18 protein-coding genes are annotated in these 25028 nt (G+C 74.0%); 10 read left to right on the top strand and 8 right to left on the bottom strand.

What is annotated here, in order from left to right; all coding sequences use genetic code 11:
• Window positions 1–13 precede the first annotated feature (13 nt).
• The 3 genes from cydB to ACYVID_RS01485 are packed head-to-tail and all read left to right on the top strand — an operon-like array spanning window position 14 to window position 5153.
• Window positions 14–1072, top strand: coding sequence for a cytochrome d ubiquinol oxidase subunit II (gene cydB / locus ACYVID_RS01495; protein ID WP_460733740.1), 1059 nt, complete (start codon window positions 14–16; stop codon window positions 1070–1072).
• A complete protein-coding gene (gene cydD / locus ACYVID_RS01490; RefSeq protein WP_460733738.1) occupies window positions 1069–4509 on the top strand; it encodes a thiol reductant ABC exporter subunit CydD in 3441 nt (1146 codons plus the stop codon). The genes cydB and cydD overlap by 4 nt, the downstream gene beginning before the upstream one ends.
• On the top strand, window positions 4485–5153 hold the full coding sequence (locus ACYVID_RS01485; protein ID WP_460733736.1) for a response regulator: 669 nt from the start codon (window positions 4485–4487) through the stop codon (window positions 5151–5153). Before cydD ends, ACYVID_RS01485 begins: the two co-directional genes overlap by 25 nt.
• Window positions 5154–5276: 123 nt before the next feature.
• Here ACYVID_RS01485 and ACYVID_RS01480 read toward each other — a convergent pair whose 3' ends face one another.
• From ACYVID_RS01480 to ACYVID_RS01465, 4 genes are all read right to left on the bottom strand, one after another.
• The gene (locus tag ACYVID_RS01480; protein WP_460733734.1) at window positions 5277–6854 is read right to left on the bottom strand and encodes a GAF domain-containing sensor histidine kinase; all 1578 of its coding nucleotides are present in this window, start codon (window positions 6852–6854) and stop codon (window positions 5277–5279) included.
• A 53-nt stretch (window positions 6855–6907) separates the two neighbouring features.
• Window positions 6908–7348, bottom strand: coding sequence for a pyridoxamine 5'-phosphate oxidase family protein (locus tag ACYVID_RS01475; protein ID WP_300640649.1), 441 nt, complete (start codon window positions 7346–7348; stop codon window positions 6908–6910).
• Window positions 7349–7468: 120 nt separating this feature from the next.
• Window positions 7469–7909: a YchJ family protein gene (locus ACYVID_RS01470; RefSeq protein WP_460733731.1), complete on the bottom strand. Its 441-nt coding sequence runs from the start codon at window positions 7907–7909 to the stop codon at window positions 7469–7471.
• The gene (locus ACYVID_RS01465) at window positions 7906–8739 is read right to left on the bottom strand and encodes an adenylate/guanylate cyclase domain-containing protein (protein WP_460733729.1); all 834 of its coding nucleotides are present in this window, start codon (window positions 8737–8739) and stop codon (window positions 7906–7908) included. The genes ACYVID_RS01470 and ACYVID_RS01465 overlap by 4 nt, the downstream gene beginning before the upstream one ends.
• Window positions 8740–8868: 129 nt before the next feature.
• Between ACYVID_RS01465 and ACYVID_RS01460 the strand changes: the two genes are divergently transcribed.
• From ACYVID_RS01460 to ACYVID_RS01445, 4 genes are all read left to right on the top strand, one after another.
• Window positions 8869–9765, top strand: a complete 897-nt coding sequence (locus ACYVID_RS01460; RefSeq protein ID WP_460733727.1) for a universal stress protein — start codon at window positions 8869–8871, stop codon at window positions 9763–9765.
• Window positions 9766–9975: 210 nt separating this feature from the next.
• Entirely contained in the window at window positions 9976–11391 is a 1416-nt protein-coding gene (locus ACYVID_RS01455; protein ID WP_460733725.1) for a magnesium chelatase, read from the top strand.
• 6 nt (window positions 11392–11397) lie between these two features.
• The gene (locus ACYVID_RS01450) at window positions 11398–13449 is read left to right on the top strand and encodes a vWA domain-containing protein (protein WP_460733723.1); all 2052 of its coding nucleotides are present in this window, start codon (window positions 11398–11400) and stop codon (window positions 13447–13449) included.
• A gap of 179 nt (window positions 13450–13628) precedes the next feature.
• Window positions 13629–18863, top strand: coding sequence for a beta strand repeat-containing protein (locus ACYVID_RS01445; RefSeq protein ID WP_460733721.1), 5235 nt, complete (start codon window positions 13629–13631; stop codon window positions 18861–18863).
• A 72-nt stretch (window positions 18864–18935) separates the two neighbouring features.
• Here ACYVID_RS01445 and ACYVID_RS01440 read toward each other — a convergent pair whose 3' ends face one another.
• Window positions 18936–19808, bottom strand: coding sequence for an ABC transporter substrate-binding protein (locus tag ACYVID_RS01440; protein ID WP_460733719.1), 873 nt, complete (start codon window positions 19806–19808; stop codon window positions 18936–18938).
• 85 nt (window positions 19809–19893) lie between these two features.
• Between ACYVID_RS01440 and ACYVID_RS01435 the strand changes: the two genes are divergently transcribed.
• Window positions 19894–20673, top strand: a complete 780-nt coding sequence (locus ACYVID_RS01435) for a TSUP family transporter (RefSeq protein ID WP_460733717.1) — start codon at window positions 19894–19896, stop codon at window positions 20671–20673.
• A 38-nt stretch (window positions 20674–20711) separates the two neighbouring features.
• Here ACYVID_RS01435 and ACYVID_RS01430 read toward each other — a convergent pair whose 3' ends face one another.
• Window positions 20712–21107: a DUF2695 domain-containing protein gene (locus tag ACYVID_RS01430; RefSeq protein WP_460733715.1), complete on the bottom strand. Its 396-nt coding sequence runs from the start codon at window positions 21105–21107 to the stop codon at window positions 20712–20714.
• Between the two features lie 122 nt (window positions 21108–21229).
• Between ACYVID_RS01430 and ACYVID_RS01425 the strand changes: the two genes are divergently transcribed.
• Complete coding sequence (locus tag ACYVID_RS01425; RefSeq protein ID WP_460733713.1) at window positions 21230–21589, top strand: pyridoxamine 5'-phosphate oxidase; 360 nt, start codon at window positions 21230–21232, stop codon at window positions 21587–21589.
• 68 nt (window positions 21590–21657) lie between these two features.
• The gene (locus ACYVID_RS01420; RefSeq protein ID WP_460733711.1) at window positions 21658–22176 is read left to right on the top strand and encodes a DinB family protein; all 519 of its coding nucleotides are present in this window, start codon (window positions 21658–21660) and stop codon (window positions 22174–22176) included.
• 18 nt (window positions 22177–22194) lie between these two features.
• Here the strand turns inward: ACYVID_RS01420 and ACYVID_RS01415 are convergent, their stop codons facing one another.
• Window positions 22195–23529, bottom strand: a complete 1335-nt coding sequence (locus ACYVID_RS01415; RefSeq protein WP_460734025.1) for an ABC1 kinase family protein — start codon at window positions 23527–23529, stop codon at window positions 22195–22197.
• 241 nt (window positions 23530–23770) lie between these two features.
• Window positions 23771–25028 (bottom strand): fibronectin type III domain-containing protein (locus tag ACYVID_RS01410; RefSeq protein ID WP_460733709.1); only part of this gene is annotated, 1258 nt, incomplete at its 5' end.

The raw sequence follows: 25028 nt of genomic DNA, 5'->3' as shown, positions 1-25028 counted from the left end.
AGACAACGACACCATGGAGCTCACGACCGTCTGGTTCTGCCTGATCGCCGTCCTGTGGATCGGCTACTTCGCCCTCGAGGGCTTCGACTTCGGGGTCGGCATCCTCATGCCGGTGCTCGGCCGCGACGAGCGCCGCCGCCGGGTGCTGCTCAACACCATCGGGCCCGTCTGGGACGGCAACGAGGTGTGGGTGCTGGTCGCCGGCGGCGCGACCTTCGCCGCGTTCCCCGAGTGGTACGCCACGCTCTTCAGCGGCTTCTACCTGCCGCTGCTGCTCATCCTGGTCGCGCTGATCGTGCGCGGGATGGCCATCGAGTACCGCCACAAGCGCGACGACGCCACCTGGCGCGCCCGCTGGGACCGGGCGCTGTTCTGGGGCTCGCTGGTGCCGGCGGTGCTGTGGGGCGTGGCCTTCGGCAACATCGTCGGCGGCGTGCCGATCGACGCCGACCTGGAGTACGCCGGCGGCTTCCTGACCCTGCTCAACCCCTACGCCCTGCTGGGCGGGCTGACCACCCTGTCGCTGTTCGTCACCCACGGCGCGATGTTCGTGGCGCTGAAGACCGACGGTCCGGTCCGGCACGACGCACGGGTCCTGGCGACCCGGTCGGGGCTGGTGGCCGCCGTCCTCGCCGTCGTCTTCCTCTCCTGGACCCAGATGGACACCGGCTCGGTCGCCTCGGCGCTGCTCTTCGTCCTCGCCGCGGTCGCGCTGCTGGCCGGGGTCGCCGCAGCCGGTGCCGGTCGCGAGGGCTGGGCCTTCCTCGGCACGTTCGTCACGATCGCCCTCGCGGTCGCGGGGCTCTTCGTCGCGCTCTTCCCCGACGTCATGCCGACCACGCTGGTCGGCGGCACGTCGCTCACGACGACCAACGCCGCCGCCACGGCCTACACGTTGAAGATCATGACCGTCGTCGCGGTCGTCTTCACCCCGGTCGTGCTGGCCTACCAGGGCTGGACCTACTGGGTCTTCCGCAAGCGGATCGCCGTGCACCACATCCCCGAGCCGGTGCTGGCCGGCGATCGGCCGGAGGACCGGCCCGCCAGCGGCCGCGCCGACGCCGCCCGATGAGCGGCCCGAGCTCCTCCGGGTCGTCCGCCTCGTCCGGCCCGTCGGGCTCCATGCGGCCGACCGACCCGCGCCTGCTCCGCATGCTCGCCCCCGGGCGGGGTGCGCTGGCCGGTGTCGTCGTCGCCGGGGTGGTCGGCGCGCTGCTCGTGGTCGCGCAGGCCTTCGCGGTGACCGGGCTGGTCGTGGCGGCGGTCGAGGGCCGGTTCTCCCCGGGCTGGGCCGTCCTGGTCGCCGGCCTGCTGGTGGCCCGCGGGCTGGTCGGCTGGGTCTCCGACGCGGCCGCGAGCCGGGCCGCGGCCGCGGTCGGCTCCGACGTACGACGGCGGCTGACCGCGTCCGTGCTGGCCCGGCCCGGGCGGGACTCGTCTGCCGACGCGGTGCTGGTGACCCGGGGCGTGGCCGCGCTGGAGCCGTACCTCACGCGCTACCTGCCGGCCCTCGTGCTCGCCGCGGTGCTGCCCGGGCTGACCGTCCTGGCGATCCTCAGCCAGGACTGGATCGCGGCGCTGATCGTGGTGTGCACGCTGCCCCTGGTGCCGGTCTTCGGCGCGCTGGTGGGCCTCGCCACCCGTGACCACGCCGAGCGGCAGTGGCGCGCCCTGTCGTCGCTGTCGGGGCACTTCCTCGACGTCGTGCGGGGTCTGCCCACGCTGGTGGCGTTCCGCCGGGCCCGGGCGCAGTCGGCACGGATCGCCGAGGTCACCGACGCCTACCGGCGCTCGACCCTGCAGACCCTGCGCGTGGCCTTCCTGTCCTCGGGCGTGCTCGAGCTGGTCGCGACCATCTCGGTCGCGCTGGTCGCCGTCGTCGTGGGCCTGCGGCTGGCCGAGGGCGGGCTGGACCTGCGCACCGCCCTGGTCGTGCTGCTGCTGGCTCCAGAGGCGTACTGGCCGCTGCGCCGCGTCGGGGCGGAGTTCCACGCCGCTGCCGAGGGCGTCGCCGTGGTCGAGCAGGTGAGCGCGCTCCTGGACGGGACCGGACCCGGCGGTCGAGCAGGCGAGCGCCAGCGAGCCGTCGTCGAGACCCCGGCTCTCCCTGCTCGAGGTGCGAGCGCAGCGAGCCACGAGACCCCGGCCCGTCGCGGACCCCTCACCGCCCACGACCTGACCGTCGTCCGCCCCGGCCGCACCACCCCCGTCCTGGACGCCCTGAGCCTCACCATCGAGCCGACCGGCGTCACGGCCCTCACCGGCCCCAGCGGCTGCGGCAAGTCGACCCTGCTCGCCGTGCTCGCCGGTCTGCTCGAGCCCACGTCGGGGGAGGTCGAGGTGCCGCCCGCAGCGGACGTCGCCTGGCTGCCCCAGCGGCCGGGGTTCGTGGAGGGGACGGTCGCCGACAACCTGCGCCTCGCGGACCCGCACGCCAGCGAGGCGCGGCTCTGGGCAGCGCTGGAGCAGGTCGCGCTGGCCGAGCGGGTCCGGGCGCTGCCCGAGGGCCTGGACACCCCCGTCGGCGAGGACGCGGCACGGTTCTCCGCAGGCGAGCGGGCCCGGCTGGCGATGGCCCGCGCGGTCGTCTCCGACCGGCCGTGGGTGCTGCTCGACGAGCCGACCGCCCACCTGGACCCGGTCACCACCCGGGTCCTCACCGACACCATCGCCGAGCTCGGCCGCACACGGGGGGTCGTCGTGGTCGCCCACGACCCCGCCGTCGTGGCCGTCGCGGACCGGGAGCTGCGGCTGCCGGCGCGAGGTGCGGGTCGTGTGGCCCAGGACGCGAGGGAGCGCGTCGTGGGGCCTCGACCCGCACCTCGACCCGAGTCCCGACGCTCTGACGTGGCTGAGGGGGTCGGCGGTTCCACCCCGGGCACCACCACCGGCCGCGGCCTGGCGCTGGCCACCCTCCTCGGCACCCTGGCCAGCCTGGCGGGGGTCGCGCTGACCGCGACGGCCGGCTGGCTGATCGTGCAGTCCTCCACGCACCCGCCGGTGCTGACGCTGATGGTGGCCATCGTGGGGGTGCGGACCTTCGGCCTGGCGCGGCCGGTGCTGCGGTACGCCGAGCGGCTGCGGTCCCACGACACGGTGCTGCGGCTGCTGGCGAGCCGGCGGGTGGCGGTGTACGACGCGCTGGTGCCACTCGTCCCCGGACGACTGGACCGTCGCCGCGGCGACCTGCTCACCGCGCTGGTCGACGACGTGGACGCCGGGCTGGACCGCGAGCTGCGGGTGCGGATGCCGGTCCGGACCGCGGTGGCCGTCCTCGCGGTCGCGGCCGCGGTCACGACCGCCTGGGCGGCCCCGGCCGGCCTCGGTGTCGCGCTCGTGGGGCTCGGCGGTGCTGCGGCGTACCTTCTCGCGCGGACGGGTGCCGCCCGTGCCGAGCGCGAGCAGGTCGCGCTGCGCGCCCGGCTGGCCGAGCGCGTGGTGGCCACGACCCGGCTGGCCGAGGAGCTGACCATGTGGCAGGCCGTCGACCGCGCTGTCGCGGAAGTGGGGGAGAGCTCCGACGCGCTCGGGGCCTGGTCGCGGCGCTCGGCCCGGTGGCTGGGCGCGGCCCGGGCGCTGGTGCTCGCCGCCACCGGCCTCGGGATGGTCGCGGTGGCCGCGCTGGTCGGGCCGGGCGCGGTGAGCGCGCCCGTGCTCGCGCTGCTGGTGCTCGTGCCGCTCGCGCTGGCCGACGTGGTGCTGCCGCTCGCGGACGCCGGGGCGCTCTCGGCCCGCACGGCCGCGGCCGCGGCTCGGGTGGACGCGCTGCTCGCGGGGGCCCCGGGACCGGTCGATCCCGAGGAGCCGCACGGCCCGGAGGGTGCCGAGGTGCGGCTCGTCGACGTGGGTGCGGGATGGGGTGCGACGCCCGCGTTCGAGGGACTCGACCTGCGGCTGGCCGAGGGCGCCCGGGTCGCGCTCGTCGGACCCAGCGGCTGCGGCAAGAGCACGGTCGCCGCGCTGCTGCTGCGGTTCCTGGAGGCGCGGGCGGGCACGGTCGCCCTGGGCGGGGTGCCGCTGCCGGCGCTCGCGGCCGACGACGTACGCCGTCGGGTCGGGCTGGTCGACGACGACCCGCACCTGTTCTCGACGACGCTCGTCGAGAACGTGCGGCTCGCGCGCCCAGAGGCCGCCGACCACGAGGTCGAGCGCGCGCTGCGGCAGGCGTGCCTCGGGGACTGGCTCGACCAGCTGCCCGAGGGGCTCGGGACCTGGCTCGGCGAGGGGCACGACGGGGTCTCCGGGGGTGAGCGGGCGCGGATCGCGATCGCCCGGTCGCTGCTCGCCGACCAGCCGGTGCTGGTGCTCGACGAGCCGACCGCGCACCTGGACGAGGCGACCGCGCAGGACCTCGCCGAGGAGGTGCTCGGCGACCCCGGTCGCAGCGTCCTGTGGATCACCCACGGCACGGCCGGCCTCGACCTGGTGCAGGAGGTGGTAGAGATGGCGGGACGACCGACGTCCCCGTCACGAGGAGCCACCGCATGTCCGAGAGCGCCGATCGCCTGATCCGGGTGTTCCTCCTCGACGACCACGAGGTCGTGCGGGAGGGGCTGCGCGCCCTGCTCGAGAGCACCGGCACGATCGAGGTCGTGGGGGAGGCCGGCACCGCCGCCGAGGCGACCGCCCGCATCCCCGCGCTGCACCCCGACGTCGCCGTGCTCGACGCGCGCCTGCCCGACGGCTCTGGCATCGAGGTGTGCCGCGGGGTCCGCGCGGTCGACCCGTCCATCCGGGCGTTGATCCTGACGTCGTACGACGACGACGAGGCGCTGTTCGCCGCGATCATGGCCGGCGCCGCGGGCTACGTCCTCAAGGACGTCAAGGGCCTGGACCTGGTCGCCGCCATCAAGCAGGTCGCCGACGGCAACTCCCTCATCGACCCCGCGCTCACGGCCCGGGTCCTGGAGCGCGTCCGCAACGGCCCGGCCACCGCCCCCGAGCTCGCCGACCTCACCGAGCAGGAGCTCAAGCTGCTCGCGCTCATCGCCGAGGGCCTCACCAACCGTCAGATCGGCGAGCGGATGTTCCTGGCCGAGAAGACGGTCAAGAACTACGTCTCCTCGATCCTGGCCAAGCTCGGCCTCGAGCGCCGCACCCAGGCCGCCGTCCTCGCCTCCAAGCTGCTCGGCCCCGACGGCCGCCCCCGCTGACCCGCCGCGTCTTCGGTGGTGACCCGTCGCGTCTTCGGTGGTGAGCCGCCGCGTCCTCGTCCGGGCTGGAGGTTGGGGCGGGTCGGCCCCGAAGATGGGGCGGGTCAGCGCGGGCCCCGGGAGTCAGTCGCGGAGCGGGACCCGCCAGGTGAAGACCGAGCCGCCCCCCTCGCGGCGGGCCAGCGAGGAGGTGCCGCCGAGGCCGGCGGCGCGGCCGCGGGCGTTGCGCAGCCCGCTGTGGGAGGCGCCCTCGGTGGGGCCGACGCCGTCGTCGGCGACCTCGAGCAACAGCTCCCCGTCGACGGCGTGCACCAGCACGTGCGCCGACGTGGCCTCGGCGTGGCGGGAGAGGTTGGACAGTGCCTCGCGCAGGACCGGGACGAGGTGCTCCCGCACGTGGTCGGGTACGGCGGTGTCGACCGGCCCCTCGACCCGGACGACCGGGGTCCAGGCCAGCACCCGGGCGTACTCCCGCACGAGGCCCCGCACCTCCGCCTGCAGCGACGCTCCGCCGGTGTGGCGCAGCTCGAAGATCGTGCCGCGGATGTCACGGACCACCTGGTCGAGGTCGTCCACGGCCTTGCCGATCCGCGCGGTGAGGCCCGGGTCCGCGACGCCGCTGGAGACCGCCTGCAGGGTCAGCCCGGTCGCGAAGAGGCGCTGGATCACGGTGTCGTGGAGGTCGCGGGCGATCCGTTCGCGGTCGGAGATGACCGCGAGCTCGGCGCGGTCCGCGACGGCCTGGGCGCGGTCGAGCGCGAGCGCGGCCTGGTCCGCGAAGGAGATGAGCAGCTCGCGCTCCTCGAGCTCCAGCACGTTGTGCTCGTCGCCGAAGAAGGTGATGAGCGCGGTTGGGTCGGTCAGGTGCGCTCGCAGCGGCACGACGAGGGCGCGTTGCCGACCCGTGTCGACGTCGACCGGCTCCTCGACACCCGCGCCCACACGCTCGAGCACCGTGACGATCTCCTCGCGCAGGACCTCGGGGTCCGAGCCCGCCGCCGCCAGCACGGCACTGTCGGCGGCCGCGGCCGGCTCGCCCGAGGTGTGCACGACGGCGGTCCCGCGGGCCCGACCGACCGAGAGCGCAGCGTGCGCGATCCGCTGCAGCGCGACGCGGGTGTCCAGCGGCGGCTGGAGGTCGTCGACGAGCTCGGCGGTGGCCTGCAGCCACTGCCGCCGGCGCTCGCTGAGGGTGTAGGCACGGGCGTTCTCGATGACGAAGCCGGCCGCCGAGGCCAGCGCCTCGACGAGCAGGGTGTCACCCTCGTCGAACTGCCCGTGTGCCTTCTCGGTCAGGTAGAGGTTGCCGAAGACGGTGCCGCGGATCCGCACGGGCACGCCCAGGAAGGAGCGCATCGGCGGGTGGTCGGCCGGGAAGCCGTAGCTCTCGGGGTGGCGGGTGAGGTCCTCCAGCCGGAGCGGCTCGGGGTGCTTGATGAGCAGGCCGAGGATGCCGCGGCCGTGCGGCGGGGCGCCGATCGCCTCGCGCTCGTGCGGGTCCAGGCCGTGGGTGATGAACTCGACCAGGTTGCCGTCGGGACCGATGACCCCCACCGCGCCGTACCTCGCGTCGGTCAGCTGGCAGGCGGCCTCCACGATGCGCGAGAGCACGCTCGTGAGGTCCAGGTCGCTGGCGATCGCCACGACGGCGTCGAGCAGCGCCTGCGCTGAGTCGGAGAGCTCCGGGCTGCGGAAGGGCACCCGCCCAGTCTGGGGCACGAGGCGCTCCGCCGGGTGCGGACCGACCAGCGCGTTCACACGACGCGGCGGCAGGGCACCTCGTGCAGCGGCTCCCAGCCGTTGCCGAGGCGGCGTCCGGAGACCTCCTCGAGGCGGATGCCGAGGTGGAGCGTCCGCGAGCCCGAGGCCCACGGCCGCGGCTGCCACGTGCGGCGGATCTGCTCCAGCGCCTCCGGGTCGGAGATGACCTCGGCCCGCCCGCGGACCACCACGCTCCAGCCGCGCTGGCGCTCGTGGTCGATCACGTCGGTCTCGAAGGCCACCGTGGTGCCGTGCGCGTGGGTGCCGAGCAGCGAGTACGGCGAGGTGCGGATGACCACGCAGTCCCCGACGACGGAGTAGTTGACCGGAAGGATGTGCGGCCCCTTGGGCGTGGAGACGGCGACCCGACCGGTGACCCCGGAGCGCAGCAGCGCCTCGGCCTCGGAGACGGAGAGCTCGACGGGTTCCAGCACGGCAGGTCCTCGGTTCGACGGTTCGGGATGGCGGGTCGGTCCGTCCATCGTCGCCGCGGCACCCCTCCTGGAAGGAGGGACGAAGGTCCCCAGACGGAAGGACCTCGGGAACCGGCTGGCTCAGGGAGTGTCCGGCGCGGCCTCGACGTACATCCACCGCCCCGCGCGCTGCGCGAAGAGGCTGTGCTCGTGCTGCACCCCCGCGGTCCCGTCGAGCCGGGCGTAGTGGGCGTCGAACTCCACCCAGTCCGCACCGTGGCCGAGCACCTCCAACCGGGTCCAGGTGCGGTCGGTGTCCAGGCCGTCCTCGACCAGCCGCGGCGGGCGGGTGCGCGGGTGCCACGTCCGGAACAGGTGGTCCAGCCCCTCGCGGCCGCCGACGGCGAAGGCGGTGTAGCGGCTGCGCATCAGCTCCAGCGGCGTCGCGGCCAGCCGCGCCCCGGCGAGCAGCGGCCCGCAGCACGCGTCGTACGACGCCCCCGACCCGCAGGGGCAGGTGACGGGTCGCCCGGGCGACCCGAGCGGGCCGGGCCCGACGGGCCGGCCGAGGGGGCCGCTCACGTCTCGACCACCAGGCGCCACAGGGGGTGCTCCCCGGGCAGCCCCTTGAGCTCGACGGTGCCGGCGTCCTCGAAGCGCATCCGGCGGTCCCCGGAGTCGGCGGTGCCCTCGCGGACCGCCTCGGTGACCAGCACCTCCCCGCCGTCGGCGAGCCCGGCGACCCGGGCGGCCATGGCCACGTTGCGGCCGAAGTAGTCGCCGTCGCGGCTGATGGCGGTGCCGGTGTGGACCCCGATCCGCACCCGGACGGGGGTCAGGCGCAGCCGCGGGTCGAGGGTGCGGGCCAGCGCGCGCTGGACGCCGCGAGCGGCGAGCACGGCCGAGACGGGGTCGCGGAAGGCCACCATGAAGCCGTCGCCGGCCAACTTCACGACCCGTCCGCGGCGCTTGTCGACCGCGGCCCGCACGAGGGCGTCGTGGGCGGCGAGCACCCGGACCCAGGCCTTGTCGCCGAGCCGGTCGTTGAGGGCGGTGGAGTCCTCGATGTCGGAGAAGAGCAGCGTGACCGTGCCGTCGGGGGCGGCGATCGAGAGGATGTCCTCGCTGGGCTGGTCGGCCGCCCACGCGGCGAGGTCCTCCAGGGAGTCGCTGACGGCCCCGGCGACGCCACGCTCGCGCACCCGCGCGGCGGTGCCGACCAGCGCGCGCATGGCCCGCTCGGCCGGCGAGACCGGCGGACGGGGCCGCAGCGCCGTGTCGAGGTCGGCCTCCAGCTGGCGGACCATCGCCTCGGACAGCGCCAGCCGCCGACGCAGCCGGCCCACCGTCGTGGCCAGGGCCAGCACCGCCACGACCAGCAGTGCGCAGAGCACGGCGAGGGTCGCGGTCACGGGCGCAGCCTAGTGGGAGCAGCGCGGTCGGACCGTCCGCGGACCAGGGTCGGGCCCGGGCCCGAGGACCCCGGGCCGCGGGACCTCCGGCCGTGCGTGGCCCCGCGACCGATGGGACATGATGACGCCATGAGCGAGACCCTCACCCCTGTCCCGGACGGTTCGATCGTCGTCGGAGTCGACGGCTCGGAGGGCGCCCGGCTGGCGCTGGAGTGGGCCGTCGCCCACGCCGGGCTGACCAACCGCCCGGTCGCGCTGGTCCACGGCTGGGACAGCATCCCCTCGGTGTGGCTGGACCAGGCGGGTGTCGACCACGCGGCGCTGCAGGCCGAGATCAAGGCCGCCGCCGCCGAGGTCGTGGCCGCCGCCGCGGCCCGGGCTGCCGAGCTCGACCCCGAGGTCGAGGTCCTCCAGGTGGTGCGGCACGAGGACGCACGCGCCCTGCTGGCCGGCTTCTCCGCTGACGCCGCGGTGACCGTGCTCGGCTCGCGCGGACGGGGTCCGATCAGCGCGCTCATGCTCGGCTCGGTCAGCAGCGCCGTGGCCCGTCACGGCAGGGGCCCGGTCGTCGTGGTCCGCCCCGGCGGCCCGGAGCCCGGCGAGGGCACGGGCGTGCTCGTCGCCATCGACGGCCACGACGGCACCGCCCCGGTCGTCGCCGCGGCCTTCGAGAACGCCTCGCTGCGCGGGCTGCCGCTCACCGTCCTGCACTGCACCTTCGACGCCCGGGTCGCCGTCGGCGGCCGGGTCACCGCCGAGCTGCGCGACCAGGCTGAGGAGGAGGCCGAGCTCGTCATCGCCGAGGCCACCAGCGGTCTGTCGGAGCGCTACCCCGACGTCCAGGTCACCCCGCGTGCCGTCTTCGGCCACGTCGAGGAGGAGCTCCTCGAGGCCGCCGACGGCGCCGACCTCGTCGTGGTGGGCCACCGCCAGCGCAACCCCATCGCCTCCGCGCTCCTGGGCTCGATCAGCCGCAGCTTCCTGGAGCAGGCGCGCGGCGCGGTCATGGTCGTCCCCGAGGACTGAGGGACCGGCCCGGGTCGAGGCCTGGGTCGAGGCCTGGGTCGAGGCCTGGAGACGCGCTCCTCCGCGTCCTCGCACCTCGACCCGCACCTCGACTCGCACCTCGACCCGCGAGGGCAGCCGCCCCGGACCGGCTCGTGCCTCGCAGGCCCAGCCCGCCGCCGTACGTCGGACGGGCCCTCGGCCGTTGGGTCCCCGGCGTAGCGTGATCGCGTGAGCGCCACCTCCTCCGCCCCCCAGTCCCGCCCGCAGCCCACCATCTCCACCCTCGGCGAGCTGCGCGCCTCGGGGCACGAGCTGAAGACCCTGCGCGCTGAGATGCGTGACAACCTCCTCGCCGCCCTGCGCGAGGGCCGCGACCCGTGGCCCGGCCTGCACGGATTCGAGGACACGGTGATCCCGCAGCTGGAGCGGGCGCTGATCGCCGGGCACGACATCGTGCTGCTCGGCGAGCGCGGCCAGGGCAAGACCCGGCTGCTGCGCACGATGGTGGGCCTGCTCGACGAGTGGTCGCCGGTGATCTCCGGGTCCGAGATCGGCGAGCACCCCTACGAGCCGATCACCGTGCAGTCCCAGCAGGCGGTGGCCGCGCACGGCGACGCGCTGCGGATCTCCTGGCGCCACCGCGACGAGCGGTACGCCGAGAAGCTGGCCACCCCCGACACCTCCGTCGCCGACCTGATCGGCGACGTCGACCCGATGAAGGTCGCCGAGGGCCGCTCGCTCGGTGACCTGGAGACCATCCACTTCGGGCTGATCCCGCGCAGCCACCGCGGCATCGTGGCCATCAACGAGCTGCCCGACCTCGCCGAGCGGATCCAGGTGGCGATGCTCAACGTGATGGAGGAGCGCGACATCCAGATCCGCGGCTACGTCCTGCGGCTGCCGCTGGACGTGCTCGTCGTGGCGAGCGCCAACCCCGAGGACTACACCAACCGCGGCCGGATCATCACCCCGCTCAAGGACCGCTTCGGCGCCGAGATCCGCACCCACTACCCGACCGAGCTCGCCGACGAGGTGGCCGTCATCCAGCAGGAGGCCGAGCTCGTCGCCGACGTCCCGCCGCACCTGCTGGAGATCCTGGCCCGCTTCACCCGCAACCTCCGCGGGTCCAGCGCGGTCGACCAGCGCTCGGGCGTCTCGGCCCGCTTCGCCATCGCCGGCGCGGAGACGATCGCCGCGGCCGCGCTGCACCGCGCGACCGTCCAGGGCGAGCCGCAGGCCGTCGCCCGGGTGGTCGACCTCGAGACCGCCGTCGACGTGCTCGGCGGCAAGATCGAGTTCGAGTCCGGCGAGGAGGGCCGTGAGGCCGAGATCCTCACCCACCTGCTGCGCACCGCGGTCGCCGAGACCGTGCGCGAGGTCTTCCGCGGTCTCGACATGGGCCTGCTCGTGGAGGCCATCGAGGCCGGCCAGATGGTCACCACCGGCGAGCAGGTCACCGCGCTCGACTTCCTGTCCGGGCTCCCGCGACTGGGCGAGTCCGACCTCTACGACCAGATCTGCGACCGGCTGGGGGCGAGCGACGACGGCCAGCGCGCCGGCGCGATCGAGCTGGCCCTCGAGGGGCTCTACCTCGCCCGCAAGGTGAGCAAGGAGTCCGGCCGCGGCGAGACGGTCTACGGATGACGAGCCGTGGCTGACGTCTGGTCCCAGCGCCGCGCCTCCCGCTACGGCCGGTACGACGGCGGGCCGGACCCGCTCGCCCCCCCGGTCGACCTGTCCGAGGCCCTCGACGCCATCGGCGAGGACGTCATGGCCGGCTACAGCCCCGAGCGGGCGCTGCGGGAGTTCCTGCGCCGCGGCGGTCGCGACCAGGCGGGCCTGGACGACCTGGCTCGCCGCGTCGCAGAGCGGCGCCGCGAGCTCGCCAGCAGGCACAACCTGGACGGCACGCTCCAGGAGGTCCGCGAGCTGCTCGACCGCGCCCTGCTCGAGGAGCGCAAGCAGCTGGCCCGCGACGCGATGATGGACGACGGCGACCGGGCGCTGCGCGAGATGACGCTGGACAGCGTGTCCCCGAACCCGGCCGCTGCGGTGAGCGAGCTGGCGTCGTACGACTGGCAGAGCCGGGAGGCGCGCGAGGCATACGAGCAGATCAAGGACCTGCTGGGCCGCGAGCTGCTCGAACAGCGGTTCCAGGGCATGAAGCAGGCGCTGGAGAACGCCACCGACGAGGACCGGGCCGCGATCGCGGAGATGCTCTCCGACCTCAACGAGCTGCTGGAGAAGCGGCAGCGCGGCGAGGACACGCAGGAGGACTTCGAGGAGTTCATGGCCAAGCACGGCCAGCACTTCCCCGAGGGACCCGAGAACCTCGACGAGCTGCTGGACGCGATGGCTGCGCGCGCGGCCGCGGCCCAGCGGATGATGAACTCGATGAGCCCCGAGCAGCGCCAGCAGCTCATGGAGCTCTCGGCCGAGGCGTTCGGCTCACCGGCTCTGATGGACGCGCTGTCGCGCCTGGACGGCAACCTGCAGCAGCTGCGGCCGGGCGAGGACTGGTTCGGCTCGGAGCGGATGGAGGGCTCCGAGGGCCTCGGCCTCGGTGACGGCACCGGCGTCTTCCAGGACCTCGCCGAGCTCGACGCGCTGTCCGACCAGCTGTCGCAGTCCTACGGCGGCGCGCGGATGGACGACCTCGACCTCGACGCGCTGGCCCGCCAGCTCGGCGACGAGGCCGCCGTGGACGCGCGCACCCTGCAGCAGCTGGAGAAGGCGCTGCGCGAGAACGGCACGCTCCAGCGCGGGTCGGACGGTCAGCTCCGGCTGACCCCCAAGGCGATGCGCCAGCTGGGCAAGGCGCTGCTGCGCGACGCCGCCGACCGGCTGTCGGGCCGCCAGGGCCAGCGCCAGTCGCGCCAGGCCGGCGCCGCTGGGGAGCGCTCGGGCTCCACCCGCGCCTGGGCCTTCGGCGACACCGAGCCCTGGGACGTCACGCGCACGCTCACCAACGCGATCGTCCGCACCGCCGGGGAGCCGCGCACTGGTCCGGGGATCCGGCTGTCGATCGACGACGTCGAGGTCCAGGAGCCCGAGGAGCGCACCCAGGCCGCCGTCGCGCTGCTGGTCGACACCTCGTTCTCGATGGCGATGGACGGGCGCTGGGTGCCGATGAAGCGCACGGCACTCGCGCTGCACACGCTCATCAGGTCGCGCTTCCGCGGCGACCACCTGCAGCTGATCGCCTTCGGCCGGCACGCGCAGCCGATGGACATCGAGGAGCTCACTGCCCTCGACGCGATGTACGACAAGGGCACCAACCTCCACCACGGGCTGCTGCTGGCCAACCGGCACTTCCGCAAGCACCCCAACGCCCAGCCGGTGCTGCTGATCGTCACCGACGGCGAGCCCACCAGCCACCTCGAACCCGACGGCGAGGTCTTCTTCACCTACCCGCCGCACCCGCTGACGGTCGCCTACGCCGTCCGCGAGCTGGACAACGCCCGCCGCCTCGGCGCCCAGACCACCTTCTTCCGCCTCGGCGAGGACCCGGGCCTGGCGCGCTTCATCGACCAGATGGCCTCCCGGGTCGACGGCCGCGTCGTTGCGCCCGAGCTCGACGATCTCGGCGCCGCGGTGGTCGGCTCCTACCTGGGCGACCGCGCCGGCTTCGGCCGGTCGGGGCTCGGGGGCGGTGGCTACGGCGGGTGGTTCGGCAACCGCGGCTTCTGGGTGGGGGACTGACCGCCGCCTGAGCCACATCCGGCAACGGTTGCTCCACACGAGGGGAACAACTGGGTAGGACCCCTCGCCCTGCGCCCCCCGGACGGTGTTCCCTGTCCGAGAGGGACGTCGCTGGTGGGGCAGTGGCATCGCGCGACCGAGCGTCCGGGGGGGCGCCTCGTACAGAGAGGCAGGCGACGATGTCGTCGTACGACCGCGCGCGCACGCGCGCCGACGTCAGCGACCGCACCACGCGGGGGCGGAGGACGGCTCCGAGGGCCGGTTGGCGTCGTCGAGGCCGGGGGCTGCTGGCGCTGCTGCTCGGCGCCACCGGTCTGGCCTTGATGCCCGCTGCCCCGGCGGCGGCGGTCTTCGCCAGCTTCAGCTGCACCTCCAACACCGTGTACGCGCTCGAGAGCGGCACCGGCGTGGTGGTCAAGGTGACCTCCACGTCGGGGGCGTCGAACGCCACCTCCAACGCCGACTTCGGCTCCGGAAACTACAACGCGCTGGCGCTCGCGGGTGCCGGCACGGAGATCTGGGCCTTCGACCGGAGCAACAACAAGGTCAAGGTCGCGCGCGTGGACCACACCGACCAGACGTGGAACATGCCGAACAACTCCCTGGCCGGCAACGTCGTGGCCGGGGCGATCAACCCCGCCTCGGGCATCTACTACTACGCCGCCGGCGGCTCGACCTGGACCGTCTTCGCCTTCAACACCCTCACCAAGACCTCGATCGGCCAGGTCGCCACCATCAGCGGCACCGGCCTCGGCGGCAACGGCGACTTCGCCTTCGACGCCACCGGCAACCTGTTCGTCGTCAGCAGCGACGGCGGCAGCTCCGCCGGCACGCTCGCCCGTGTGAACGGAGCACTCCCGACCACGGCGGGCTCGACCGCCCTGGGCCTGTCGGTGCTCACGGCCACCCCGGCCAACAACGGGACCTACCACTCGATGGCCTTCGACTCCAGCGGCCACATCGTCATCGGCACCAGCACCCCGAAGATCATCCGGGTCAACCCGACCACGGGCGCGATCGTCGACAGCAGTGCCATGGGCTTCGGCTTCGTCGACCTCGCCTCCTGCGCGTCGCCGAGCACAGCGCAGGCGCAGGTCGACCTGCCCGACGGCAGGCACACGACGGGCGACCAGTTCACCGTGACCGTCACGGGCAACGGCCTGACGTCGGGCAACACCGGGACCACCGCCGGCACCGACGTCGGCCTCCAGGGCGACGCCGCCGAGAAGGCCGGGCCGGCCGTCGTCCTGCCCGGTCAGACCTACACGATCACCCAGACCGCGGCGGGCACCACCACGCTCGCGAACTACGCGACGACCTGGAGCTGCGTCAACGGCTCCGGGACGGTCATCGCCAGCGGAACCGGCCAGACGGGGACGTTCACCGTGCCGGCGAGCTCCGGTTCCGCGGTGACCTGCACCTTCACCAACACCCCGCTGCGCCCGGCGATCACGCTCGACAAGACCGCCTCGGCCGTCGCGCTGGGCGCGAACGGCCGCCCCGACCCGGGTGACACGATCAGCTACGGCTTCACGGTCACGAACGCCGGCAACATCCCGCTCAGCGCGGTCACGGTCCACGACCCGCTGCTGTCCGGGGCGAGCCCCAACATCACCTGCCCGGCCACCAGCCTGGCGGTCGGCGCGTCCATGACCTGCACGAGCCGGACCTACGCCCTGACGCAGTCCGACATCGACGGCGGGGGAGTGTCCAACACCGCCACCGCCAACGGCACCGGCAGCAACGGGGTGAAGGTGATCTCGACGGACTCGACGACCACCGCGCTCGGCTCGTTCCCCGGGCTCTCGCTCGACAAGACGGCTTCGGCCGTCAACGACCTCGACGGCAACGGCCACGACGTCGGCGACACCATCACCTACGGGTTCGTCGTCTCCAACACCGGAAACGTCTCGCTCAGCCCGGTCGTGGTGCACGACCCGCGCCTGGGCGGTGCCTCGCCCAACGTCACCTGCCCGACCGGCTCGCTGGCACCGGGGGCCTCGCGCACCTGCACGTCGGCGACCTACGCCTTGACCCAGGCCGACGTGGACAGTGGTGGTGTCGTGAACACCGCGACCGCCACGGGCACGCGCCCGGGTGGTGGGACCAGCACGGCCACCGACACCACGACCACACCGGTCACGCGCACCGCTGCCATCCGGCTGGACAAGACGGTCTCCGCGATCAGCGACCTCGACGCCAACGGCGCCGACGCCGGGGACCGCGTCACCTACGGCTTCAAGGTCACCAACACCGGCAACGTCACGCTCAACCCCGTGACCGTGCACGACCCGCTGCTGTCCGGGGCCGACCCGAACATCACCTGTCCGAGCGGCGCCCTGGCGCCTGGTTCCTCGCGCACCTGCACCAGCCGCGACTACACGCTCACGCAGGCTGACGTGGACGCCGGCAAGCGGGACAACGCCGCGACCGCGACCGGCACCGGTCCCACGGGCGCGAAGGTCGCCGACACCGCCACGACCACCAGCCCGATCCCCGCCGGCCCGGCGATCAGCCTGGTCAAGAGCGCCGGGTCCCTGGTCGACGTGGACGGCAACGGCGCCGACGCCGGCGACACCCTGACCTACGGCTTCACCGTGACCAACACCGGGACGGTGACGCTCCACCCGGTCACGGTGCACGACCCGCTCTTCGGCGGTGCCAGCCCGACCATCACCTGCCCGACCGGCCCGCTGGCCCCGGGGGCCTCGCGCAGCTGCACGCCGCGCACCTACACCCTCACCCAGGCCGATGCCGACGCGGGCGTGGTGACCAACACCGCGACCGCCACCGGCACTACCCCCGGTGGTGCCGCGGTCACCGCCACCGACTCGACCACCAGCACCGTGGTGGCGGCGCGATCGGTCCAGCTGGACAAGACCGCCTCGACCATCGAGGACCTCGACGGCAACGGCGCCGACGCGGGCGACCGGGTCGCCTACTCCTTCACGGTGACCAACACGGGCGCGGCGACGCTGAACCCGGTCACGGTGCACGACCCGCGGCTCGGCGGAGCCTCGCCCAACGTGACCTGCCCGCCCGGCCCGCTGGCGCCCGGCGCGTCGCGCAGCTGCACGACGGCGTCGTACACCCTCACCCAGGGCGACGTGGACGCGGGCGTCGTGGTCAACACCGCCACCGCCACGGGCAAGGCCCCAGGTGGCGTGGACGTCACCTCGTCCGACACCACGACGACCACGATCGCCCCGCTGCCGGCCGTCCGGCTCACCAAGACCGCCTCGGCGATCGACGACGTGGACGGCAACGGCCCCGACGCCGGCGACACCCTCACCTACAGCTTCGTGGTCCACAACACCGGCACCGTGAAGCTGACCTCGGTCACGGTCTCCGACCCGCTGCTGGGCGGTGCCCCGATCACCTGTGGCAGTGGTGACCTGGCGGTCGGCGCGAGCGTCACCTGCCCGACGCGCACCTACACGCTCACGCAGGCCGACCTGGACGCCGGTGAGCGGGGCAACACCGCGACCGCGACCGGCACCGCTCCGGGCGGAGCCACCGCGGTCGACGACGACTCGGTGGTCGTGCCGATCGCCGGCGCGCCCGGGATCGAGCTCACCAAGACCGCCTCGGCGATCGACGACGTCGACGGCAACGGCGCGGACGCCGGGGACGAGATCACCTACGGCTTCCGCGTCCGCAACACCGGGACCGTGGTGCTGGACCCGGTCGTGGTGGCCGACCCGCTCTTCGCCGACCCGCTGGTGTCCTGCGGGGGCGCGCCGTTGGCCCCGGGCGCGGCCCGTGACTGCGACCCGGTGGTCTACGTCCTGACCACCTCCGACCTCGACAACGGCTCGGTGGACAACACCGCGACCGCGACGGGCACGGCGCCCGGGGGAGCGACGGTGAGCGACAGCGACTCCACGAGCACCCCCGTGGCGGCCGCTCCCGTCGACCTCGTGGTCGTCAAGGACGTCGACGTCGCCCAGCCCTACGCCGGTCAGCAGGTCACCTACACCGTGACCGTCCGCAACGACGGCGGGGGGAGCGCGGCGGGCGTCGTGCTCACCGACGTGCTGCCCGACGGCGTCACCTTCGTCTCCGCCGGTGCCCCGTGCGCCGAGGCGGCTGGCACGGTGACCTGCTCGTGGCCGACCCTCGCGGGGGGCGAGTCGCGGACCGTCGAGATCACGGCGAGCGTCGATCCGCTCGCCGGTGACGGCCCCGACCACGACCACTGGCTCGACGTCCAGAAGGCCGAGGTGCAGCTCGACCTCGAGCCCGGCCAGGAGCGCACGCTCTCGGTGACCTGCCCGAGCGGGTACGTCGCCACCGACGGGTCCGGACGCGTCGACCACGTGGACCAGGGCACCGGGACCCTCGGGGCGGTCGGCGTGAGCGAGTCGCGTGCCCTCGGCCTCGACGCGTGGCAGGTCACCGCGCGCAACGACGCGACCGGCCGGGCCCAGGCCAAGGTGTTCACGGTCTGTGTGAAGGGGACGACTGAGGTCGTCGACGGCCACGCGCACCCGCTGCTGCCCGGTGACGTCGTCACCGCGGACGTCGACCTCTCCTCCGGCACCGGCACCGCCACGCTGCAGTGCGCCCCGGGCACCACCCCGGTGCGTCCGGGCTACGTGCTGGACGGCGTGGCGACCAGCCGCACGTCGTACCCGTCGGGGAGCGGAGGCTGGACCTTCGCCTTCGCGGTCGGCACCGGCGACGCCACCTCGGGCGAGGTGTCGGTGACCTGCCTGCCGACCGAGCTCGGCGAGGCCGCCGGGCACCGCCACCAGCTCGACCTGGACGCCGTGCTCCGCACGGTGACCGTCGCGCCCGGCGAGGTCCTCGAGGTCACCCTGACCTGTGCCGACGGCGCCAAGGGCGTCGTCGCCGGCTGGGACCTCGACCCGGGCCTGGTGAACCTCGGCAACGACCCGCGCCCGATCATCCGCGTGTTCAAGCTCTACAACCCGACCTCGGGACCGCTCTCGGCGGACCTGTGGCTGGGCTGCCTCGGCACGCGCACCGCGGTCGCGGACTCCACGCCGACCATCACCAACACCGCCTCGGCCACCACGACGAGCACGGAGTCCGGCACCGGCAACAACGCCGACTCCGCGTCGATCACGGTCCGCCCCGGCGCGGCGCCCGCGGTCCCGGTGAGCCCGCGGCTCACGGTCGGCCGGTCCACGGTCACCGCCAGCCTGGCGTGCGAGGCCACGGCGGAGTGCGGCGGGCAGGCCAGGTTGGTCGCGCTGCGCTCCCAGAAGGTGAAGGGCTCCCAGGTCCGCAAGGGCCAGGTCCTGGCCGTCGGTCGCTACGCGGTCGAGGCCGGCGAGCGGGGCAGGGTCGTGCTCGAGGCCACCCGGGCCGGGAAGAAGGTCCTCGGTCGCATCGGCAAGGCCCAGCTGCGGCTCGGTGGACAGGGCACTACCGTCACCCTGCGCTGAGCTGCCCCGTCGGCCGACGGCGGTCCCCGACCCCGACCGTCGGTCCTCCCACCCGGGCCGGCCCCCCTCCTCCTAGGGGGAAGGGGTGTCGGCCCGGACCTGGTCCAGGCGGGCCAGTACGGAGCGCAGGTCCGCCACGCCGTCGACCACCCGCGGGCCCGGCCTGGCCCAGTGCCCGTCGGCGTCCACGGCGTACGTCGGCACGCCGGGCGGCAGCACACCAGCCGCCTCCAGGGCGTCGGCCTGCGCCCGCGCACCCGCGCGGTCGAAGCCGCACGGCGCGACGACCACGAGGTCGGGCCGGGCCGCGGCGACGTCCTGCCACGTCACGCGCACCGACCTCTGGCCGGCGGTGCCGAGCACGCAGCGTCCGCCCGCCGCCTCGACCATCTCCGGGATCCAGTGCCCCGGGGCGTAGGGCGGGTCGGTCCACTCGAGCACCATCACGCGCGGGGCGTCCTCCGCCGGCCCGGCGGGACCGGGTTGCAGCGCCTCGACGGTCGCGGCCAGGTCACCGGCCGCCTGCTCGCGGCCGACGCGTCTCCCGATGGTGCGGATCGACTCCGCGATCTCGGCAAGGGTGTGCGGGTCGAAGGAGAGCACGTCGGCATTGCAGCCCAGGTGCCTCAGGGCCGCGTCGACGGTGTCCACGTCGATCGCGCAGACCGCGCAGAGGTCCTGGGTGAGCACGAGATCGGCGTCGAGGTCGGCCAGGGCGCCGGCGTCGAGGGTGTAGAGGTCCTCCCCGGCTGCGGTCGCCGAGGAGACCCACGCGTCGATCCCGGCCGGGTCGAGCCCCTCCGGCATCGTCGTGCCGGAGACGACCCGACGGGTGCGGGCCTCCTCGGGGTGGTCGCACTCGAAGGTCACCCCGACGACGTCGTCGCCCGCCCCGAGGGCGAAGAGGATCTCGGTGGTCGAGGGCAGCAGGGAGACGATCCGCACGACGCCACCGTAGGCGGCGGGCCCAGCCCGGTCGTGGTGCGACCGGCCACCGGCCGGATCCCCGCACCACCTAGGGTCGTGCGACGTGGAGGACCCGACGACGACCGTGCTCCTCCTCCTGGCGCTCGCGGGCCTGGCGGCCGGCTTCGTGGACGCGGTGGTCGGCGGCGGCGGGCTGATCCAGCTGCCCGCACTCCTGCTCGGGCTGCCCCAGGCGGCGCCGGTGCAGGTGCTGGCCACCAACAAGCTGGCCTCGATCTGTGGCACGACGGTCAGCTCCGCGACGTACTTCCGGAGGGTCCGGCCCGACCCCCGCACCTTCCTGCCGCTGATGGCGCTGGCCTTCGTCGGGTCGGCGCTGGGCGCGCTGGTCGCTTCCCAGGTACCACGCGAGGCGTTCGAGCCGATCGTGCTGGTGGCGCTGGTCCTCGTGGGCTCCTACGTCGCGCTGCGGCCGCAGCTGGGGGAGTCGACCGCCTTGCGCTTCACCGGCCACCGGCACACGGCCGCCGCGCTGGTCACCGGGCTCGTCGTGGGCTTCTACGACGGCGTGCTCGGTCCGGGGACCGGCTCGTTCTTCGTGGTCGCGCTCGTGGCGCTGCTGGGCTACGGCTTCCTCGAGGCCTCGGCCAAGGCCAGGATGGCCAACTGGGCCACCAACCTCGCGGCACTGGCGGTCTTCGTGCCGCAGGGCGCGGTGCTGTGGAAGGTCGGGCTGCTCATGGGCGCGGCCAACCTCGTCGGCGGCTACGTCGGCGCCCGCACCGCGGTGGCGCGCGGCTCCTCCTTCGTCCGGGTCTTCTTCCTGCTGGTGGTCGCGGCGTTCGTCGTGCGGCTCGGCGGCGAGGTCGCGGGCCTGTGGTGACCTGCGTCGGCGTCGGGCTGCGCTCAGCGGGGCGCGGCTCACCACGCGCGACGCACCCGCTCCCAGACCCGGCACGGCCGGGTGGAGTCCATCCGGGCGACGCCCGCGCACGGTGGTGGTCGGTCCGGCGGCTCCAGCTCGTCGGTGTCCAGGTCTCGCACCAGGTGCTCGCGCGCCAACCCGTAACCGTTGAGGAACACCTCGCAGTCGCAGAACCCGCCGACCCGACGCATCCGTTCCTCCAGCCCGGTGGCCCGCGGTGACCGTAGCGCCCGGAAGCGCCCGACCCAGCGCAGCGTCTCGTCGCACCCGTGCTCCTCGAGCATCCGCGCGGCGTAGCAGAGCACGCACTCCCGCGGGTGGGGTGCCAGCACCTCCCAGACGACCTCCTGGAGGTACTCCTCCGCGTCCCTGATCACCCGTCCCGTGTCCATCGCGCCCCTTCCGTCCCGGCTGCTCCACCGGCCCGTCCCCGTGCCGTCGTCCCTTCCTACGCACACCCACCGACAGCCCCGGACCAGCCGGCGCGACGGCTGTGGACAACTACGCTGCGGCCATGAGCATCCCGGTGGAGCTGGACTCGATCGCCGTACAGCTGGAGCGGTTCGCGACGGCGTACCTGCTCACCACCTCTGGGGAGAAGGTCAAGGCGGTCGCTGCCGCGCCCGTGCTCGAGGACGGGCGGCTGCGGGTGGGCGGCCCGGGCCGCGGCTCGCTCGCCAACGCCGGCGCGCACCCCGACGTGACACTGATGTGGCCGCCGACCGACCGCACCGAGCCGGCCGGCTTCACGCTGCTGGTCGACGGCACGGCCGTGGCCGACGGCGAGGACCTGCTCGTGACCCCCACGTGGGCGGTGCTGCACCGGCCCGCGGGCTCCGACCACGGCCCGGCCGTCCCGGGCGGCTGCGGCTGAGGCCACGCGCCGCGGCGTCGTACGCCGTCGTCGAGCGCCGCGGACACCGCCCCGGCTAGGTTCGACCGATGAGCACCCCGGTCCCCGTGGACGCCGACGAGGTCACCACGCTGCGCGCCTTCCTCGACCAGTTCCGCGACACCCTGCGCCGCCAGTGCGCCGGCGTCGGCGCCGACGGACTGGCGTGGACCCTGCAGCCGTCGACGATGACGCTGGGCGGGATGCTCAAGCACCTCGCCTTCGTCGAGCAGTGGTGGTTCTCGATCGTGCTGCACGGACACGAGGCGAGCGGCATCTGGGCCGACGTCGACTGGGCGGCCGACGAGGACTGGGACTGGCACTCCGCCGCCCACGACAGCCCCGACCAGCTCCGCACGTGGCTGGACGAGGAGATCGCCGCCTCCGACGCCTGGATCGACGAGGCGCTCGCGCGAGGGGAGGGCCTGGACACCCGGGCCGTACGGGAGCGGCACGGCTCGGCGCCGACGCTGCGCTGGATCCTCGTGCACATGGTCGAGGAGTACGCCCGGCACTGCGGCCACGCCGACCTCATCCGCGAGTCGATCGACGGCCGCACCGGTCTCTAGGCCGGGCTGCGGAGCACCTCAGTCGAGGGTGAACCCCGGCACGTGGTCGATGAGCATCTGCTGGAACGGCGCCTCGGCCTCGAGCTGCGACAGGATGCCCAGCCCGCCGAGCCACGTGCGGTGGATCAGCAGGTACGACGGCGGCAGGTTCAGCTTGAGGCCGATCGTGAACGCGGGGTTCCTCGGGTCGTTGATCCGCGCGAACACCCCACGCATCCACTCGCGGGAGAACTGGAACCGCTCGACCAGCGCCGGCTCGATGAACGGGAAGAGGTACTCCCGCACCAGCTCGGGGTCGACCTGGACCTTCTCCTTGATGAACCCCTCCTCCCGCATCGCGGCGACGAGCTCGGCGCCGGTGCGGGTGGCGGTGAGGCTCAGCAACCGGCCCATGGCGGGCGGGAAGCCGCCCTCGAGCCGGGCGACCGCGCCGAAGTCGAGGACGCCGAGCCGCTCGGGGCCGCCGTCGACACCCGGCACGACCCGGAAGTTGCCCGGGTGCGGGTCGGCGTGGAGCAGGCCGGTGCGGGCCGGGGCCGCGACGAGGAACAGGGTGAACAGCCGGCCGAAGTGGTCGCGCTGCTCCTGGGTGCCGTCGGCGATCACCGCCGCGAGGGAGGACGTGGACTCCAGCCACTCCGTGACCAGGACGGTCGGGCCGTGGGCGACGGCGTCCGGGATGACGATCTCCGGGTCGCCCCGGAAGGCCTCGTGGAACGTGTGCTGGCTGCGCGCCTCGAGGGTGTAGTCGAGCTCCTCGACCGCGCGCGCCTGGAGCTCCGCCACGAGCGGCTTGACGTCGATGCCGGGGATCAGCGGCGCGACCGTGCGGCCCAGGCGGGAGAGCTGCTTGAGGTCGGCCTGGATCGCGTCGCCGGCACCGGGGTACTGCACCTTGACCGCGACGTCCTTCTCGACGCCGTCCTCGTCGCGCCACCGACCACGGTGCACCTGGCCGATCGACGCGGCCGCGGTCGGACCTCCGTCCAGCCACACGAGATGGGTCTTCCAGTCCGCCCCGAGGTCCTGCGCCAGGACCTCCCGCACGGTGCTGGTCGGCATCGGCGGAGCGGCGTCCTGCAGCTTGGTCAGCTGGTCGCGGTAGGGCCCGACCATCTCCTCGGGCAGCGCCGCCTCCAGCACCGACAGCGCCTGGCCGAACTTCATCGCGCCGCCCTTGAGCTCGCCCAGCGTGCGGAAGACCTGCTCGGCGGTCCGCTGCTGGATGTCGCTCATCACGGCCTCGGCGGGCTTGCCGCCGATCCGCTTGCCCAGGCCCACGGCCTGGCGCCCGGCGTACCCCAGGGGGAGGCCGGCCAGCCGGGCGGTGCGCGCCATCGCCTTGCGGGGCATCTCGGTCACCCGTCCATCATCCGGGTGGCCACAAGGGACGCCCGGGTGAGGGCGTCAGATGCGCCGTCCCCGTAGCCGGACGGTCATACCGGGTGTCGACGGGCGCGACCCAGGCTCACCGGGCTGCGCGATCGAGCGGTGAAGCCGCGGTATGACCGTCCGAGTACGGGCGCTGGCGCGCTGACCCGTGCTCGGGCCACTGCTCAGGCGGGGAAGGGCACCCCGGTGTCGGCCAGTAACGTCAGCGGACCCGAACCCTCAGCCTCACGGGGTCGCTGATCCCTGCCTCGTTCTCCGAGGCGATGAAGAACGTGTACTTCCCGGGCTTCAGCTTGCGGACGACGAGCTTGGTCGTGCCGGCAGGCAGGGTCTTCTCGTAGCCCTTGTTGCTGGCGACCCGGTAGCCGGTCGGGGCATCGCCGGCCTCAGGCGCACTCCACGCGAGAACGACATTGCGCTTCTTCACCTTTGCCTTGGCGTCCGTGGGGGCAGCCGGGGCCGTCACCGGCTCGGGCTCCGGCTCGGGCTCCGCCGGCGCCGAGGGGGTGACCACGTTCGAGGGTGCGGAGGCGGGGCTGGTGCCGGTGGCGTTGGTGGCGGCCACGGTGAAGGTGTAGCTGGTGCCGTTGGTGAGGCCGGTGATGGTGGCGGTGGGCTGGTCGCCGGTGACGGTCTTGGTGATGCCGCCGGGGGTGGAGGTGATGGTGTAGCCGGTGATCGGTGAGCCGCCGTTGTCGGTGGGTGCGGTCCAGGACACGGTGGCGGACTTGTCGGCCTTGGCCGCGGACACACTCGTGGGCGCCCCAGGCGCGGCAGAGGGGATCACGGCGTTGGAGGGGGTGCTGGCGGGGCTGGTGCCGGTGGCGTTGGTGGCGGCCACGGTGAAGGTGTAGCTGGTGCCGTTGGTGAGGCCGGTGATGGTGGCGGTGGTCTGGTCGCCGGTGACGGTCTTGGTGATGCCGCCGGGGGTGGAGGTGATGGTGTAGCCGGTGATCGGTGAGCCGCCGTTGTCGGTGGGTGCGGTCCAGGACACGGTGGCGGACTTGTCGGCCTTGGCCGCGGACACACTCGTGGGCGCCCCAGGCGCGGCAGAGGGGATCACGGCGTTGGAGGGGGTGCTGGCGGGGCTGGTGCCGGTGGCGTTGGTGGCGACGACGGTGAAGGTGTAGCTGGTGCCGTTGGTGAGGCCGGTGATGGTGGCGGTGGTCTGGTCGCCGGTGACGGTCTTGGTGATGCCACCGGGGCTGGAGGTGACGGTGTAGCTGGTGATCGGGGTGCCGCCGTCGGTGGTGGGTGCGCTCCAGGACACGGTCGCGGACTTGTCGCCCTTGGTTGCCGTCACTGCGGTGGGCTCGAGGGGAGTTTCCTCGCCGTTGGTGACGGTGAGCTTGGTGGGGTGGTCGCGGAAGGTGGAGTCGCTGTTCCCGAGGGTGTCCTCGGTGGGGTAGAGCGTGACGTCCCAGGTGCCGGGTGCGGCGGTGGTGGGGATGGTGACGGTG

Source organism: Nocardioides ginkgobilobae (assembly GCF_054781275.1).
Note: the sequence above shows the minus strand (reverse complement) of the source record. Positions and strands in the feature narration are given on the sequence as shown.

What these genes read in the sequence shown, in the direction of transcription:
- cydB (WP_460733740.1), top strand. Translation starts at nt 14, where the DNA reads ATGGAGCTCACGACCGTCTGGTTCTGCCTGATCGCCGTCCTGTGGATC.
- cydD (WP_460733738.1), top strand. Translation starts at nt 1,069, where the DNA reads ATGAGCGGCCCGAGCTCCTCCGGGTCGTCCGCCTCGTCCGGCCCGTCG.
- ACYVID_RS01485 (WP_460733736.1), top strand. Translation starts at nt 4,485, where the DNA reads ATGTCCGAGAGCGCCGATCGCCTGATCCGGGTGTTCCTCCTCGACGAC.
- ACYVID_RS01460 (WP_460733727.1), top strand. Translation starts at nt 8,869, where the DNA reads ATGAGCGAGACCCTCACCCCTGTCCCGGACGGTTCGATCGTCGTCGGA.
- ACYVID_RS01445 (WP_460733721.1), top strand. Translation starts at nt 13,629, where the DNA reads ATGTCGTCGTACGACCGCGCGCGCACGCGCGCCGACGTCAGCGACCGC.
- ACYVID_RS01430 (WP_460733715.1), bottom strand. Translation starts at nt 21,107, where the DNA reads ATGGACACGGGACGGGTGATCAGGGACGCGGAGGAGTACCTCCAGGAG.
- ACYVID_RS01425 (WP_460733713.1), top strand. Translation starts at nt 21,230, where the DNA reads ATGAGCATCCCGGTGGAGCTGGACTCGATCGCCGTACAGCTGGAGCGG.
- ACYVID_RS01420 (WP_460733711.1), top strand. Translation starts at nt 21,658, where the DNA reads ATGAGCACCCCGGTCCCCGTGGACGCCGACGAGGTCACCACGCTGCGC.
- ACYVID_RS01415 (WP_460734025.1), bottom strand. Translation starts at nt 23,529, where the DNA reads ATGCCCCGCAAGGCGATGGCGCGCACCGCCCGGCTGGCCGGCCTCCCC.